General features: G+C 64.7%; 13 protein-coding genes. 4 read left to right on the top strand and 9 right to left on the bottom strand.

Going from position 1 to position 14198, the window contains the following annotated elements:
• The first annotated feature begins 69 nt into the window (after positions 1-69).
• A complete protein-coding gene (locus ABIB24_RS26830) occupies positions 70-810 on the top strand; it encodes a methyl-accepting chemotaxis protein (protein WP_370290711.1) in 741 nt (246 codons plus the stop codon).
• A gap of 112 nt (positions 811-922) precedes the next feature.
• On the opposite strand, the gene ABIB24_RS11720 is transcribed toward ABIB24_RS26830, so the two are convergent.
• From ABIB24_RS11720 to ABIB24_RS11710, 3 genes are all read right to left on the bottom strand, one after another.
• Positions 923-1987 carry a YkvI family membrane protein gene (locus ABIB24_RS11720; protein WP_274078725.1) on the bottom strand — a complete coding sequence of 355 codons (1065 nt, stop codon included), beginning with the start codon at positions 1985-1987 and terminating at the stop codon, positions 923-925.
• 183 nt (positions 1988-2170) lie between these two features.
• Complete coding sequence (locus ABIB24_RS11715; protein ID WP_085663135.1) at positions 2171-2548, bottom strand: RidA family protein; 378 nt, start codon at positions 2546-2548, stop codon at positions 2171-2173.
• 12 nt (positions 2549-2560) lie between these two features.
• A complete protein-coding gene (locus ABIB24_RS11710; protein ID WP_025338400.1) occupies positions 2561-3697 on the bottom strand; it encodes an NAD(P)/FAD-dependent oxidoreductase in 1137 nt (378 codons plus the stop codon).
• Positions 3698-3811: 114 nt separating this feature from the next.
• Here ABIB24_RS11710 and ABIB24_RS11705 point away from each other — a divergent pair, with 114 nt between their 5' ends.
• Positions 3812-4405, top strand: coding sequence for a helix-turn-helix domain-containing protein (locus ABIB24_RS11705; protein WP_075044520.1), 594 nt, complete (start codon positions 3812-3814; stop codon positions 4403-4405).
• A 262-nt stretch (positions 4406-4667) separates the two neighbouring features.
• Positions 4668-5453, top strand: coding sequence for a sulfite exporter TauE/SafE family protein (locus tag ABIB24_RS11700; protein ID WP_013971855.1), 786 nt, complete (start codon positions 4668-4670; stop codon positions 5451-5453).
• A gap of 3 nt (positions 5454-5456) precedes the next feature.
• Here the strand turns inward: ABIB24_RS11700 and ABIB24_RS11695 are convergent, their stop codons facing one another.
• From ABIB24_RS11695 to ABIB24_RS11675, 5 genes are all read right to left on the bottom strand, one after another.
• Complete coding sequence (locus ABIB24_RS11695) at positions 5457-5996, bottom strand: histidine phosphatase family protein (protein WP_274078724.1); 540 nt, start codon at positions 5994-5996, stop codon at positions 5457-5459.
• A 99-nt stretch (positions 5997-6095) separates the two neighbouring features.
• Entirely contained in the window at positions 6096-6428 is a 333-nt protein-coding gene (locus ABIB24_RS11690) for a DUF3325 domain-containing protein (RefSeq protein WP_085706514.1), read from the bottom strand.
• Positions 6425-7939, bottom strand: coding sequence for a PepSY-associated TM helix domain-containing protein (locus ABIB24_RS11685; protein ID WP_354316473.1), 1515 nt, complete (start codon positions 7937-7939; stop codon positions 6425-6427). Before ABIB24_RS11685 ends, ABIB24_RS11690 begins: the two co-directional genes overlap by 4 nt.
• Entirely contained in the window at positions 7936-8223 is a 288-nt protein-coding gene (locus ABIB24_RS11680) for an iron transporter (RefSeq protein ID WP_075044517.1), read from the bottom strand. Before ABIB24_RS11680 ends, ABIB24_RS11685 begins: the two co-directional genes overlap by 4 nt.
• 157 nt (positions 8224-8380) lie before the next feature.
• Positions 8381-10615 carry a TonB-dependent siderophore receptor gene (locus ABIB24_RS11675; protein WP_354316472.1) on the bottom strand — a complete coding sequence of 745 codons (2235 nt, stop codon included), beginning with the start codon at positions 10613-10615 and terminating at the stop codon, positions 8381-8383.
• A gap of 300 nt (positions 10616-10915) precedes the next feature.
• On the opposite strand from ABIB24_RS11675, the gene ABIB24_RS11670 reads away from it, so the two are divergent.
• Positions 10916-12145 (top strand): MFS transporter, encoded by a 1230-nt coding sequence (locus ABIB24_RS11670; RefSeq protein ID WP_354316471.1) that lies wholly within the window; start codon positions 10916-10918, stop codon positions 12143-12145.
• Here ABIB24_RS11670 and ABIB24_RS11665 read toward each other — a convergent pair.
• Entirely contained in the window at positions 12142-13950 is a 1809-nt protein-coding gene (locus ABIB24_RS11665; protein WP_137163444.1) for an ABC transporter ATP-binding protein/permease, read from the bottom strand. The two genes, ABIB24_RS11670 and ABIB24_RS11665, sit on opposite strands and share 4 nt — an antisense overlap.
• Between the last annotated feature and the right edge of the window lie 248 nt (positions 13951-14198).

Genomic DNA, 14198 nt, shown 5'->3' with positions numbered 1-14198 from the left:
GTGCACGACCTGTCGGAAAAGGTGGTCAATGCCTCCAATGCGTCGATCACCGGTTCCGAAGAGCAAAGCATGCGCACCAACAGCGTGGCCGCAGCGATCAACGAACTGGGTGCCGCCACCCAGGAAATCGCCCGCAACGCCGCCGATGCCTCGCAGCATGCCAGCGGTGCCAGCGAACAGGCCCACGGTGGCCGTGAAGTGGTCGAAGAAGCGATCAGCGCCATGACCGCCCTGTCGCAGCGCATCAGCGAGTCCTGCGCGCAAATCGAAACGCTCAACGCCAGCACTGACGAAATCGGCAAGATCCTCGACGTGATCAAGGGCATCTCGCAGCAGACCAACCTGCTGGCGCTGAACGCCGCCATCGAAGCGGCCCGTGCCGGTGAGGCCGGCCGTGGCTTTGCCGTGGTGGCCGACGAGGTACGCAACCTGGCGCACCGCACCCAGGAATCGGCGGAAGAAATCCACCGCATGATCACCAGCCTGCAGGTAGGCTCGCGCGAAGCGGTGCACACCATGAACACCAGCCAGGTTTCCAGCGAGCAGACCGTGCAGGTGGCCAACCAGGCCGGCGAGCGCCTGGCCAGCGTGACCCAGCGCATTGGCGAGATCGATGGCATGAACCAATCGGTGGCTACCGCTACCGAAGAGCAGACCGCCGTGGTCGAGAGCCTCAACCTGGACATCACCCAGATCAACGCCCTGAACCAGCAAGGGGTGGAGAACCTCAACGAGACCCTGCGCCATTGCGACCAACTGGCCCAGCAGGCCGGGCGCCTGAAGCAGCTGGTAGGCAGCTTCAGGATCTGATGACCCAGGGGGGCGCTCTGCGCCCCAATCGCGACGCAAGGCCGCTCCCACAGGTGCCATGCGATCCTTGTGGGAGCGGCCTTGTGTCGCGATCGGGCTGCGCAGCAGCCCCCTACGCCACCGCCGCTTTAACCACTTTGCTCCGCCGGACCCAGGCCAGCAGCACCGCAGCCATCAGCACGAAGCCCAGGTAGCCGAACAGCGGGTACACCTCACCCACCAGGCTGATGAACCCCACCAGGCTGCAGCCGAAAGCCACCACCCCGGTCACCACCGAGCCCCAGCGAAACTTCGCCGTACCCGCCGGCATGAGCCGCGAGAGAAACGAGAACAACGTACCCACCGCGGTGTTGACGATCATGCCGAAGATGATCAGGCACATCACCAGCCCCAGCAGTGGCGATACTTCGTTGGCGATCGACAGCATCGGCATCGGCAGGTCAACCACGCTGTCCAGGCGCGACAACAGCCCGGCACTCATCACCAGCATCAGCCCGCCCAGTGCCGCACCACCGAGCAGCCCACCCCATACCGCGGTTCTCTCGCCTTTGGCCGAGCCGCCCAGGATGGCCAGGATCGGCGCGCCGGCAACGATGTTGTACGACACGTACAGGAACGCCCCCAGCAGCCAGTGACGGGTGCCCGCCTGTTGCTGGCTGGCCAGCTGGTCGAGCTGGGCGAAGCTCTGCTCCCGGCTGAACACGGCGTACAACGCAATCGCCGAGGCCACCAGGATCAGCAACGGCGTGATAGCACCAATGGCGAGGATCACCTTGCGCACATCCAGGCACACGATGCCCACCACCACCAGCGTCACCAGCACGCTGCCGGCCAGCGCCGGGATGCCGAACTGCTGCTCCAGCAAGGCACCACCACCGGCCAGCATGACCACGGTGACGGCAAACATGAAAAAGGTGATCAGCCAGTCGACGAACAGGCCCAGGTGACGGCCGCAGATGGCCTGGATCACATCCTTGTGCGAAGTGGCCTGCTGGCGATTGCCCAGCCCCGCCAGGGCCATGCCGAGGAAGGTGAACAAGGCTGCGCTGACCAGCGCACCGACCAGCCCCCACACACCGAAATCGACAAAGAACAACAACAGTTCCCGCCCCGAAGCGAACCCCGCCCCCACGATCACGCCAACAAACGCGCCGGCAATCTTCAGCTGCTCTTGCATGTGAACCTCTGGATTTATTGTTGTTGTCTCACTGCCACCACATCGCTTTTGTGGGAGCGGCCTTGTGTCGCGAAAGGGCCGCAGAGCGGCCCCCGGCGATCTGGGCAGCAATGCAGAAATCCTGGGGCCGCTCCGCGCCCCTTTCGCGACACAAGGCCGCTCCCACATGGGCGATTTGTTCGGTCAAAAATCTCCGACAAACGCCTGCACTTCAATCTCCACATCCACCCCCAGCGCCAATGCCGAGGCCACGGTCGAGCGCACCGGCAGCGCTGCGCCGAAGAACTCCTTGTACACCTCGTTGAAACCGGCGAAGTGGCTCATGTCCGACAGCCACACCGTGGCCTTGACCACCTGGTCGAAACGCGCGCCGCAGGCCGCCAGGCTTTCGCCGATGCGCTCGCAGGCGGCGCGGGTCTGGGTCTGGATGTCACCGCGCACCACTTCGCCGCCGGCACTCATCGGCACCTGGCCGGACAGGAACAGGAAGCCGCCGGCTTTCACCGCACGGGAGAACGGGAACGGCAGGCTGCTGGGGAAACGCTGGATATCATTGCTCATGGGATGCTCCTTTCAGGATTGCTGGAAACGGGCCGGGGACAGGCGCTCGGGCGCCACCCCCTGGCTGACAAGGCCAGGACACAGGGGCTGGCCCAGCAGCAGGTCGGCAGCCAGGCGCGAGGCGCCCGCAGCCGACTGGATGCCATAGCCACCTTGTGCCGCCAGCCAGAAGAACGCTGGCGCGTGCACATCGAAACCGATCACCAGGTCGCCGTCGGCGACGAACGAGCGCAGCCCGGCCCAGGTGTGGCTCGGCCGGCGGATCGCCAGGGTGGTCATGGCCTCGATGTTGTAGATGCCCAAAGCCACGTCGAGCTCCTCGGGCGCGGCGTCCTGGGGTTCGACCGGGTCGGCATTGGCCGGCGAACCCAGCAGCTGGCCGGCGTCGGGCTTGAAGTAGAAGCTTTCGTCTACGCCGATTACCGCCGGCCAGCGGGCGAAGTCCTGGTCTGCCGGGCCGGGGAAGGTAAAGGCACTGCGCCGGCAGGGTTGCAGGCCGATACGCGCCACGCCGCACTGCTCGGCCACACGGTCGGCCCAGGCGCCAGCGGCATTGACCAGCTGGCGCGCCTGCACGCGGCTGCCATCGCCCAGCTGCACCTGCCACAGGTCATCCAGGTACCAGGCCTGGACAAGCTCGGCGTTGCAGCGCAGTTCGCCGCCAGCGGCGCGATAGCCACGCAAGAAGCCCTGGTGCAGGGCATGTACGTCCAGGTCCATGGCCCCCGCCTCGAGCACCGCGCCGGCGAGGTTCTCGCCACGCAGGCTCGGCACCAGGGCCAGGGCGGCGTCGCGGTCGAGCAGGCTGACCTCGGTGCCGTTGGCCAGGTTCTGCGCATGGGTCTGCTCGAGCAGCGTGCGCTGTTCCAGGCTGGCGACGTACAGGCAGCCACGCGGTTCCAGCAGCGGGTGCTCGCAGAAACCCTGTGGTGGTGCTTCGTAGAAGGCCCGGCTGGCGCGGGTCAACGCCTGGATCTGTGGGGTGCCGTAGGCCTCCATGAACATGGCTGCCGAACGCCCGGTGGAATGGTAGCCAGGCTGTGCCTCGCGCTCGAGCAGCAGCACCTTCTGCTGGCCGGCCAGGCGATAGCCCAGAGATGCACCGGCAATGCCGGCGCCGATGATCAGGGTGTCGTAGATCGGGGTCATGCACGCTCCTGCCAGGCTAATTATCATTTATGAGAATTCTAATATATGAGAATTTACGAATACGCAAGGGTCCAAGGTAAGATGCCCGACCAACGCCGTATGCCGAGACCCCGAATGCCCGCTGCCCTACCCCTGCTGGACCGTGCCGTAGTCGGCCAGCGCCTGCGCCAGGTGCGCAAGGCGCGCCAGATGACCCTCAAGCAATTGTCCGAAGCCAGCGGCGTACCGCTGTCCACCTTGTCGAAGATGGAACTGGCGCAGGTCTCGGTCAGCTATGAAAAACTGGCCGCTGCCGCCCGGGCGCTAAATGTCGACATTGCCCAGCTGTTGCGCGCCAGCGGCACGGTCACGGCACCGGCACCGGTGACCGTGGTGGTCGATTCACTGCCGGCGGCGGCGGGCTACTCGACCGGCACCTATGACTACCACCCGATCGCCGGCGACTTCCCCGAACGGCGCATGACACCCGCCTATGCCCGCATCATTGCCCGTGAACGCGGCCAGTTCGACGATTTTATCCGGCACCCCGGGCAAGAGTTCGCATTGGTGCTGAGCGGGCGCGTTCGTATCGAGTTCGAAACCGGCGAAGCGGTGAGCATCGGGCCGCAGGAGACGGCGTATTTCGACAGCCAGGTGGGGCATATCTACCTGTCGGAAAGTGACGATGGCGCAGATGCACATGTGATGGTGGTGATGACTGATCGCTGACAAGCCCTCATGAGAGCAACTGCCTTGTTAAAAATCTGAAAACTGGCGCGCCCCCTGTGGGAGCGGGTTTACCCGCGAACACGGGCGAAGCCCGTGCCATCCACCGCGGCGCCTGCTTCGCGGGTAAACCCGCTTCCACAGGGAACCTATGCAGCCCCTGACTCGGTTATAACCTAATAACGAACAAGTCTATTTGGCTATAAAAAAATCTATATGCTGGGCTGCATCCGATAACGGGCAAAGTTGGGCAGTCGAGTAGCGTATGGATGTAGGTTCTTTCGGTTTCACCATTGCGGGCCTGGTCGTGGGTTTCATCGTCGGAATGACCGGCGTCGGTGGCGGCTCGCTGATGACCCCGATCCTGTTGTGGTTTGGCATCAGCCCGGCAACAGCCGTCGGCACCGACCTGCTCTACGCCGCCATCACCAAGGCCAGTGGCGTCTGGGTGCATGCGCGCAACAAGAACGTCGACTGGAAGATCACCGGCCTGCTCAGCCTGGGCAGCGTGCCCGCTGCGGCGCTGACCCTGTGGTTCCTCAGCACCCTGCACACCGACACCTCGGCGCTCAACGCCGTCATCAAGCAAGGCCTGGCGGTGGTGCTGATCCTGACCGCGCTGGCCATCCTGTTCAAATCACGCCTGCAGGCCTTCGCCAGCCGCCATGCCGGTGATCACTACCACCTCAGCGACCGCAGCCTGAACACCCTTACCGTGCTCACCGGCGTGGTGCTGGGGGTGATGGTCACCCTCACTTCCATCGGTGCTGGCGCACTGGGTACCGTGGCGCTGTTCCTGCTGTACCCGTTCCTGGTCACCCGCCGCCTGGTCGGTACCGAAATCGCCCACGCCGTGCCACTTACCCTGGTGGCGGGCCTGGGCCATGCCGGCATGGGCAACATGGACTGGTCGCTGCTGGGCTACCTGCTGCTGGGCTCGCTGCCAGGCATCTACCTGGGCAGCCACCTCACCGGGCGGATTTCCGACCGCGTGCTGCGTCCGTGCCTGGCGGCGATGCTGCTGCTGATCGGCTACAAGCTGGCGTTCTGACCTTCAGCCCAGGCGCAGGCGCCACTGCCCGGTAAAGCTCAGCTCCAGGCGCGACAGCGGCAACACGTCGACCCGCTGACTGGCGCTCATCGGGCAGCCAAGTACGTGCACCAGCGCGGCGCGCATGACCATCGGGTGGGTAACCGCCACCCATTCACCCGGCCTGTCGAAGGCCCCCAACCAGGCGGCGATGCGCTGGCAAAGCACGGCGAACGACTCACCGCCGTGCACATCACTGGCCGGGGCCTGCAACCATTCGGCCATCGCCTGCGGTTGCTCGGCCTGCAATTGCTTCAGCGTCAGCCCTTGCCAACGCCCCAGGTCGCAATCGGCCAAGGCCGGCTCGACCTGCACCGGCCCCGAAAACCACGCCGCCGTCTCGCAGGCTCGCCGCTCTGGTGCAGTCAGCACCGGCACACCGGAAAGGTCGGCGAAAGGCTGCTGGCCCAACGGCAGGATGCCATCGTCGGCACGGTGCAGGCGCCCGGTCTTCTGGGCCTGGGTAAGGGCGTGGCAGATCAGGGTCAGACGGACGGCTTTCACCGGGTTTCTCTCGCAGCGGGTCGGGGCGCAAGGTTTAACATGCCTTGGCACTTTTTACCGCAACAACCTGGCACCGGCTGCGCCGACGATGGGGCCTGGTCAGATCATCAGCAGCATCAGTCCCCAAACCGGCACCGCTGCCACCAACCCCACCGCCAGCCGCGGCCAGTATGGCAGCAGCAATACCAGCACCATCCCCGCCAGCGACATCACGGCAAACCAGGCCACCGGCCCCATGGCCCAGCCCCAGGCCTGGGCACACAGCACCAGACTGGCCAGCAACGCCAGCCAGCCGGCCGCGCGCAAGCCGACACGCAGCACCCGCGGGCAGGTGCGGTTCCATACCTGCTTGTAATGCCGCTCCAGCCCCTGGCACAGCCCCAGCATGCCAGCGTAGGCGAACAACACGCTGCCCATGACCCACATCATCATGCCCCGGCCTCCATCCGCCGCCCTGCCCTGGCCTTCTGCGGCACCCACTGCGCCTGCCATACGCGCCAGGCCAGCAGCCCGAGCAATACACCCAACACCAAGGCACAGGCCACCACCCCCAGGCGCATGGCGTCGCCCAAGCCACCCAACGCACCCAGGCCAATGCACAGCAACGCGGTCAGCAGCAGTTGCTCGACCCAGGCCCGGCGTACCGGCCTGATACCGGCATGCAACAGCGCCAGCAGCCATACACCAAAGAACGCACGAACCTCCCAGCTCTCCCGCTGCGCCAGTTCCACCGGCAGCACACGGCTGGCCCACAGCAACCCCACGCAAGCCAACAACAGGCCACTGACGAAGCCCACGTTGCACACCTCCGCCACCCGGTACCAACGCCGCACCGAAGCCGCGGCGCTGGTGTACTTGCGCCCACGCTTCACGCAGAACAGCACCAGCCCGCTGGCGATCATCAGGCAACTGACCAGCCCGCAGACAAAATACAGCCAGCGCATCGGGTAGCCGCCAAACTGGGCGAAATGCAGGCCGGCCATGACCCGCTGGGTCAATGGTGCCGCACGCCATTCGGCGACGTCGCCGAGCAACTGCCCGCTGACACCATCGAAGACCATGGCCTGGCCTTTGGCCAAGGCAATGCGGTTGCCGAGCCCGGGGCGTATTTCGATACGCGCCGCCGCCGTGTTGGGGTTGCGGATATTCAGGCCACCAATCGGCCCCAGGCGCGCCTCGGCCTGGGCCAGCAATGGCGCGACATCGACCAGCGCGGCCGGTTGCCTGGCCAGGCCACGAGGCTGCTCCAGGCGGGCATTGCCCTGGGCCTGGAAGTAGGCACGGTTGTCGCCGGCGAACAGCGCATCGACCCCGGCCGGGATGTAGATGAGCATGAAGATCACCAGGCCGGTGTAGGTGATCATCAGGTGGAACGGCAGCAACAGCACCGCGCTGGCGTTGTGGAAATCCAGCCAAGAGCGCTGGCCCTTGTTCGGCCGGAAGGTGAAAAACTCCTTGAAGATCTTCTTGTGGATGACGATACCGGTGACCAGCGCCGCGAGCATCACCAGCGCCAGCGCGCCGACCACGAAGATGCCCCAGTTGCGTGGCAGGTCGAGGGTGAAATGGAAGCGGAAAAAGAAGTTCCCACCAACACTGTCACGCACCTCGATGGCCTCGCCAGTACGCGGGTCGAGCTGTACGGTGGGGCCATGGCGACGCTCGCCGGTGGACACCCGCAACCCAGGCGAGCGCTCGCTCGGCAGGCTGATGCCCCAGTTCCCAGCCTGCGGCTCGTGGGCCTGCAGGTAGGCAATGGCGCGCCGCGCGGCGTCGGCCTGGGGTACCTCGGTGACCGGGATTTCCGGTTGCATCCAGTGGTCGAGTTCCTTGTCGAATACCGCCAGGGTGCCGGTGACGAAGATGGCGAACAGCAGCCAGCCGAATATCAGCCCGGCCCAGGTGTGCAGCCAGGCCATCGATTGGGTGAAGGTGTTCTTCATGCCAGCCACTCCAGTGCCTGCGGCCAGAAGCCGATCAGGGCAAGCGGTACGGCCACAGCCAGCGGGGCCCAGGCACGCAGGGCATCACTGCAGGCGAAGGCCCAGAGGATGGCGGCGGTGTAGAAGATGAAGGCCGGCAGGGTCGCGACGATGACCGCATCGGCGGCAGCCAGCGGCAGGATACGGGCCAGGCAGGCGCTGGCGGCGTAGCTGAGGGCATAGCCGCCGAGCAGTGCGGCACAGCTGCGGGAGAGGATCTGCAGCCAGGCGGGGGCTTTGATCATCGGGGGCTCCTTGGCGTTGATCGGTGGCATCCGGGGCTGCTGTGCAGCCCATTCGCCGGCAAGCCAGCTCCCACAGGGATTGCACAGGGTTCGAATACTGTGTGGTACCTGTGGGAGCTGGCTTGCCGGCGAATGGGCCGCGCAGCGGCCCCTTGGATCAGAAGTTGATGTTCAGCGCAGCGAACACCGCCCTGCCCGGCTGGTTATAGGTATTGGCGCCCGAAGTACTGGCGTTGCCGCCACGCAGGATCTGCTTGTCGAACACGTTGTTTACCCCCACCCGCACGTCGTAGTTGGCGTTGAACTTGTAACCAGCGCTCACGTCCACCAGGCCGTAGGCTTCCACGTCCTGTTGCGCGGTCTTGTCGTAGCCTTGCTGGGTGCGTTCGTTGAAGGTCGGCGACTTCTGCTTGCCGAAGTAGGTACCCGCCACCTGGAACGACAGCTTCTCGGTGGCGCGCCAGTCAAGGGTGGTGTTGACGGTGTATTCCGGGATTACCGACAGCGGCTCGCCGGTCTCGCGGTTGTCGTTGTCGAGCATCCAGGTCAGGTTGGTGTTCCAGTCCAGGGCCGGCGTCAGCTCGATGAACAGGTTGCCTTCGATACCTTCCACCCGCGCCTTGCCGGCGTTGTCCCACTGGGTCACGCGGCTGCCGGTGCCGATGGTGTACAACACATCGGTATCACCGACGATCTTGTTCTTGTAGTCGTTGCGAAAGTACGTGGCACTGGTGCGCCAGGTACCACGGTCGTACATCAGGCCGATTTCCTTGTTGACGCTGATCTCGGGCTTGAGGTCGGCGTTGCCCTGCAGGTAGCAGCCACCGTTGTTGGTCTGCTGCACGCTGCAACCATTGCCGCGGCTGTACAGCAGGTAGTTGGGGTTGGACTGGTACAGGTTCGGGGTCTTGTAGGCGCGCGCGATACCGCCTTTGACCGACAGTGCTTCGGTCAGTTTGTGCGACAGGTTCAAGCTGGGGCTGAAGTTGTCGCCGAAGGTTTCGTGGTGGTCGAAACGCAGGCCCGGGGTAATGGTGGTGTCGCCGACAATGATGTTGTCCTCGACGAACAGCGCATAGCTGCGGGCGGTCATCTTCGAGCTGCTGCGGTCGAAACCGACCAACTCGCCGTTACCGGAAGGGTCCGAGCTTTGCGGGCGCAGCGAGCCCTGGTCATTGAGCGCTTCGTACAGGTACTCGCCGCCCAGGGTCAGCACATGTTCGGTGCTGCCCATGGCGAATGGCAGGTTCACTTCGCTGCTCAGGCGCGTGTTACGCAGGCGCGACATGGCGGCGCCTTCGGCATTGGGGGCACCTTCGGTGCGGCCTGCCAGGCCCTCGTTGAGGCGCCAGTTGCGCACGTACTCGTAGGCCAGCACGGTCTTGCTGGTACCCCAGGTGAAATCGCCCAGGTGGGTCAGGTCGTAGGTACTGCGCTGCATCACATTGGTTTCGTGGCCGTACAGGCTGGACACGAACTCGACGTCACCACCGCCGTTGCTGTTCATGGTGTCGCCGGCAAAGATATTGCCCTGGCGGCTGTAGCCGGCACTGGCCTCGAGGCGGTGCTCGTCGTTCAGCTTCCAGCTCAGCAGGCCATTGATGTCCTTGTTGCGTACGCCTTCGCGACCCGCCACCAGCGCACTGGTGGCATGCCCGGCGTTGATGTCCAGGTCGTCGGCATCAGTCTTGGCCAGGCCGCCGTACAGGCGGAAGCCGAGGTTGTCGGTCAGGCCGCCGCCCAGGTTGAAGTTGGCCCGGCGGCTGGCGCCCTCGGCACTGTCTTCCGGCAGCTGGGTGTACAGGCTGACGCTGCCCTTGAGTTCGTCGGTGGGCCGTTTGGTGATGATGTTGACCACCCCGCCCATGGCGCCGGAACCGTAACGTGCGGCCGCCGGGCCACGCAGGATCTCGATGCGCTCGACCGCTTCTGCCGGTACCCAGTTGGTTTCACCGCGGGTATCGCGGTCGCCGTTCCAGCCATAGCGCACGGCATTGCGTGCGCTGGATGGCTTGCCGTCGATGAGGATCAGGGTGTTTTCCGGGCCCATGCCGCGCAGGTCGATCTGCCGGTTGTTGCCACGCGCGCCGCTGGCGCTGTTGCCGGTCAGGTTGACCCCGGGCTCGCGGCGGATGATGTCGGACAGGTCATTGGCCGGCGGATGGCGCTTGATGTCTTCGGCGGTGATGATCGACGTACCCAGGGCCTGGCGTGCCTCGCGCTCGGCGGTGACCAGGGTGTCCTGGATCACCAGCGCGTTGTCGGCGACCGGCATCTCCAGCACCTCACCCGTACGCTGTTCTTCGGCCTGGGCCACGGTGGCCACCATGGCCGGTAACGCCAGCGCGACGAACGCCAGGGCCAGGCTGTTGGGTGAAGTCTTGCACTGCATGGGTACATCTCCTGCGATTCATGAGCGAAACGGCACATCCCTGTCGGAAACCGGGAGCCCTCGCCCACCGGCCTCGCAAACACAGTTTGGTGGCCAACAGGGGTGGTAAATATAGAGATTCGCAAATGAGTTTAAATCTTATTTACGAAGTTTACATGTTTGTAACGGAACTTTGCTGACACGACAGCGTTGCCGGCGCAGCCCGGCTATTCGCGCTGTTGCTTGCATACACCTGTCCGATTTGCATCCTGCGTGACGGCTCCTACAGTTTCGAACGTAGCCCCTCTGCCGAGCCTCCTGATGCGCAGCCACGAAGAAAGCCACGCCACGAACACCACCAGGTCTCTGTCGAAGATCCCTCGCAGTGTCTGGGCGCTGGGCTTCGTGTCGATGTTCATGGACATTTCCTCAGAAATGATTCACGCCCTGCTGCCGCTGTACATGGTCACCGTGCTCGGCACCTCGGTAGTGGCGGTGGGCTTTATCGAAGGTATCGCCGAGGCGACCGCCTCGATCACCAAGGTGTTTTCCGGTGCCCTCAGCGACCGGCTGGGCAAGCGCAAGCTGCTCACGGTGCTGGGCTATGGCCTGGGTGCGTTGACCAAGCCGGTGTTCCCCATGGCCTCCGGGCTGGAGTGGTTGACCGCAGCACGCTTCGTCGACCGGGTAGGCAAAGGCATTCGTGGGGCGCCGCGCGATGCGCTGGTGGCCGACGTCACGCCCGCAGAACTGCGTGGTGCAGCCTTTGGCCTGCGCCAGGCGCTGGATACCGTGGGCGCCTTCCTTGGGCCGTTGCTGGCGATCGTGCTGATGTGGCTGACCGCGAGCCATTTCCAGACGGTGTTCTGGGTGGCGGTGCTCCCGGCGTTCGTGGCGGTGTACATCCTCATCGCCTTCGTGCGCGAACCTGAAACGCCGGCCACCACCCGGCCGGTGCGCTCACCGCTGGCCCTGCACGAGCTGGCCCGCCTGGGCCCGGCCTACTGGCGGCTGATCGGCCTGGCCACGCTGTTCACCCTCGCCCGCTTCAGCGAGGCGTTTCTGCTGCTGCGCGCCCAGGACATGGGCCTGGCGCCGCTGTGGGCGCCGGCAGTGCTGGTGCTCATGGCCCTGGCCTACTCGCTGTCGGCCTACCCCGCGGGGGTGCTGTCGGACCGCGTAGGCCGCCGCGGCGTGCTGATGACCGGGCTGGGGCTGCTGGTCGCCGCCGACCTGCTGCTGGCCCTGCTGCCGGGCTGGACCGGGCTGGCCATGGGGGTGGCTGCCTGGGGCCTGCACCTGGGCTTCAGCCAAGGCATCTTTGCCGCCATGATCGCCGACAGCGCCCCCGCCGAACTGCGCGGTACAGCCTTCGGCCTGTTCAACCTGCTGACCGGCGTGGCGCTGCTGGTGGCCAGCGTGGGGGCCGGGCTGCTGTGGGACGGGGTCGGCTTCAAGGCGACATTCCTGCTTGGCGCAGCGTGTGCCGGCAGCACCCTGGTCGGGGTCGCATTGCTCAGGTCAGGCCCGATCACCGGCAAGCCGCACTAGGCCAGCGCTGGCTGCTGTTCCAGTAGCGACCAGCCGCCATGCCCATCCACCTCCAGCCGATGGGTATGGAAACCTGCCAGCGTGCTGCGGTGCCCGACACTGACCAGTAACGCCCCCGGCATTTCCGTGCGCAACAGTGAATACAGGGCATGCTCGAGCCCTTCGTCCATGGCCGAAGTGGACTCGTCGAGAAACACCACTTGCGGCCGGTTGAACAGCACCCGGGCAAATGCCAGGCGCTGCTGCTCACCGACCGAGAGAATGTGTGACCAGTCACAGCTGACGTCCAGTCGCTCGGCCAGGTGGGCCAGGTTGACCTGGCGCAAGGCCTGCTGCATCCGCGTTTCATCCTCAGGCCTGCTGGCCGCCGGGTAGGCAATGACGGCGCGCAGATCGCCCAGCGGCAGGTACGGCCGCTGCGACAGGAACAGCGCCTGGTGGCCCAGCGGGCGCCTGACCTCACCCTCGGCATACGGCCAGAGGCCTGCCAGCGCTCGCAGCAGCGTGGTTTTGCCACTGCCTGACGGCCCCTTGATCAACAGTGCCTGGCCGGCGTGCAGGTCAAGGTTCAGGTCGGCGATAAGGGCATGCCCGTCCGGGCGCAGCACCTGCAGGCGGCTGATCGCCAAGGCATGCTCCTGGTCCTCGGTGATGACGCGCGGCAAAGCGCTCGCCTGCTCGTTGGCATCGAGGAAGCCGGTCAGACGGTCGAGGGTAGCCCGGTACTGGGCAAACGCATCATACGACTCGCGGAAGAATGACAACGAATCCTGCACCTGGCCAAAGGCCTGGGAGGTCTGCATGACGTCGCCCAGCTTGATCGCCCCGCTGAAGAAGCGCGGTGCCTGCAGAATGAACGGGAACACCACTGCTACCTGGCTCACCCCCAGGTTGAAACCACTGAATTTCAGGTTCCGGAACACCAGCGCCCAGGCATTCACGATCAAGGCACCAAAGCGGCCCAGCAAGGTGCCCCGCTCGACCTGCGCGCCCTGGTAGAAAGCGATGTTCTCGGCGTTCTCGCGCAGGCGCATCAACGCGTAACGGAAGTTGGCGGTGAGCTTTTCGTTGAGGAAGTTCAGGCGGATCAGCGGCCGCCCGAGGCGGAAGGCGATCCAGGTGGCGATGATGACGTACAGGTACACGGCAAATACCATCGCTCGGGGAATCTCCACACCAGCGACGGCCAGCGGCGCCGACAGCCCCCAGAGGATGCCGGTGAACGCCACCAACGAAACCAGCGCGCTGACCGCGCCCAGGGCGAGGGTCACCGAGTTGCTGACAAAGGCGTTGACGTCCAGTTCGATACGCTGGTCAGGGTTGTCCACCGGCTCGGCCAGGAACTGGCCACGGTAGTAGGCATCGCCGTGCATCCAGTCGTGGGTCAGGCGCTCGGTCAGCCAGACCCGCCACTGGATGCTGAACGCCTGGCTTACATAGAAGGTGAACAGCGAACGCAGCACATGGATGGTGGCCAATACCGCGAAGACGCCGAGCAGGTACCAGAAGGCGGCTTGGTCAAGGCCTTGCAATGCGCTGTAGAAACCGTTGTACCAGAACGAGAACAGCACGTTCAGGCGCACCGAGAATAGCGTCAATACCAGCAGCAGGGCGAACACCAGTAACGGCCGCCAACTGCGCCTGAAACTGAAATAGGGCCCGGCAAGCTGCCAGAACTGGCTGCCCCAGCGCGTACAACGTACAGCCAGTGTGGCGGCTGCTGTGAAGCAGATAAGGGTGATGAACGAGGCGATTGCCAGCCAACTCAGGCTCTCTTGCAGGGCCTGGTGCCAGTTCATTTCCATGATAGGTATCCGTGCTGAGTATTTCCGCGAGCGTAGCATTGACCTGTGATTCGTCAGGCATAAATGACGCACATTTCATGATTGCTTTTCGGAGCTACGCGGGGCCCTTTGGGAGCAAATGTCTTGCTCAAGTTCTAAAAGTTGTTGTGATCCCCTGTGGGAGCGGCCTTGTGTCGCGAAAGGGCTGCAAAGCAGCCCCAGCAATTTCAACTGTTGCGCATCAATCCTGGGGCCGCGTTGCGGCCCTT

It is taken from the genome of Pseudomonas sp. UYEF17, assembly GCF_040546125.1.
In the GTDB taxonomy this organism is placed as follows: Bacteria; Pseudomonadota; Gammaproteobacteria; order Pseudomonadales; family Pseudomonadaceae; genus Aquipseudomonas; species Aquipseudomonas putida_Z.
The sequence above is the reverse complement of the archived record's forward strand: the minus strand, read 5'-3'. Positions and strand labels throughout refer to the sequence as shown.

Bases quoted from the DNA above. Each gene is read 5' to 3' on its own strand.
- ABIB24_RS26830 (WP_370290711.1), top strand. From the start codon at position 70: ATGCGCACCAACAGCGTGGCCGCAGCGATCAACGAACTGGGTGCCGCC.
- ABIB24_RS11715 (WP_085663135.1), bottom strand. From the start codon at position 2,548: ATGAGCAATGATATCCAGCGTTTCCCCAGCAGCCTGCCGTTCCCGTTC.
- ABIB24_RS11665 (WP_137163444.1), bottom strand. From the start codon at position 13,950: ATGGAAATGAACTGGCACCAGGCCCTGCAAGAGAGCCTGAGTTGGCTG.
- ABIB24_RS11685 (WP_354316473.1), bottom strand. From the start codon at position 7,939: ATGAAGAACACCTTCACCCAATCGATGGCCTGGCTGCACACCTGGGCC.
- ABIB24_RS11680 (WP_075044517.1), bottom strand. From the start codon at position 8,223: ATGATCAAAGCCCCCGCCTGGCTGCAGATCCTCTCCCGCAGCTGTGCC.
- ABIB24_RS11675 (WP_354316472.1), bottom strand. From the start codon at position 10,615: ATGCAGTGCAAGACTTCACCCAACAGCCTGGCCCTGGCGTTCGTCGCG.
- ABIB24_RS11720 (WP_274078725.1), bottom strand. From the start codon at position 1,987: ATGCAAGAGCAGCTGAAGATTGCCGGCGCGTTTGTTGGCGTGATCGTG.
- ABIB24_RS11700 (WP_013971855.1), top strand. From the start codon at position 4,668: ATGGATGTAGGTTCTTTCGGTTTCACCATTGCGGGCCTGGTCGTGGGT.
- ABIB24_RS11710 (WP_025338400.1), bottom strand. From the start codon at position 3,697: ATGACCCCGATCTACGACACCCTGATCATCGGCGCCGGCATTGCCGGT.
- ABIB24_RS11670 (WP_354316471.1), top strand. From the start codon at position 10,916: ATGCGCAGCCACGAAGAAAGCCACGCCACGAACACCACCAGGTCTCTG.
- ABIB24_RS11690 (WP_085706514.1), bottom strand. From the start codon at position 6,428: ATGATGATGTGGGTCATGGGCAGCGTGTTGTTCGCCTACGCTGGCATG.
- ABIB24_RS11705 (WP_075044520.1), top strand. From the start codon at position 3,812: ATGCCCGCTGCCCTACCCCTGCTGGACCGTGCCGTAGTCGGCCAGCGC.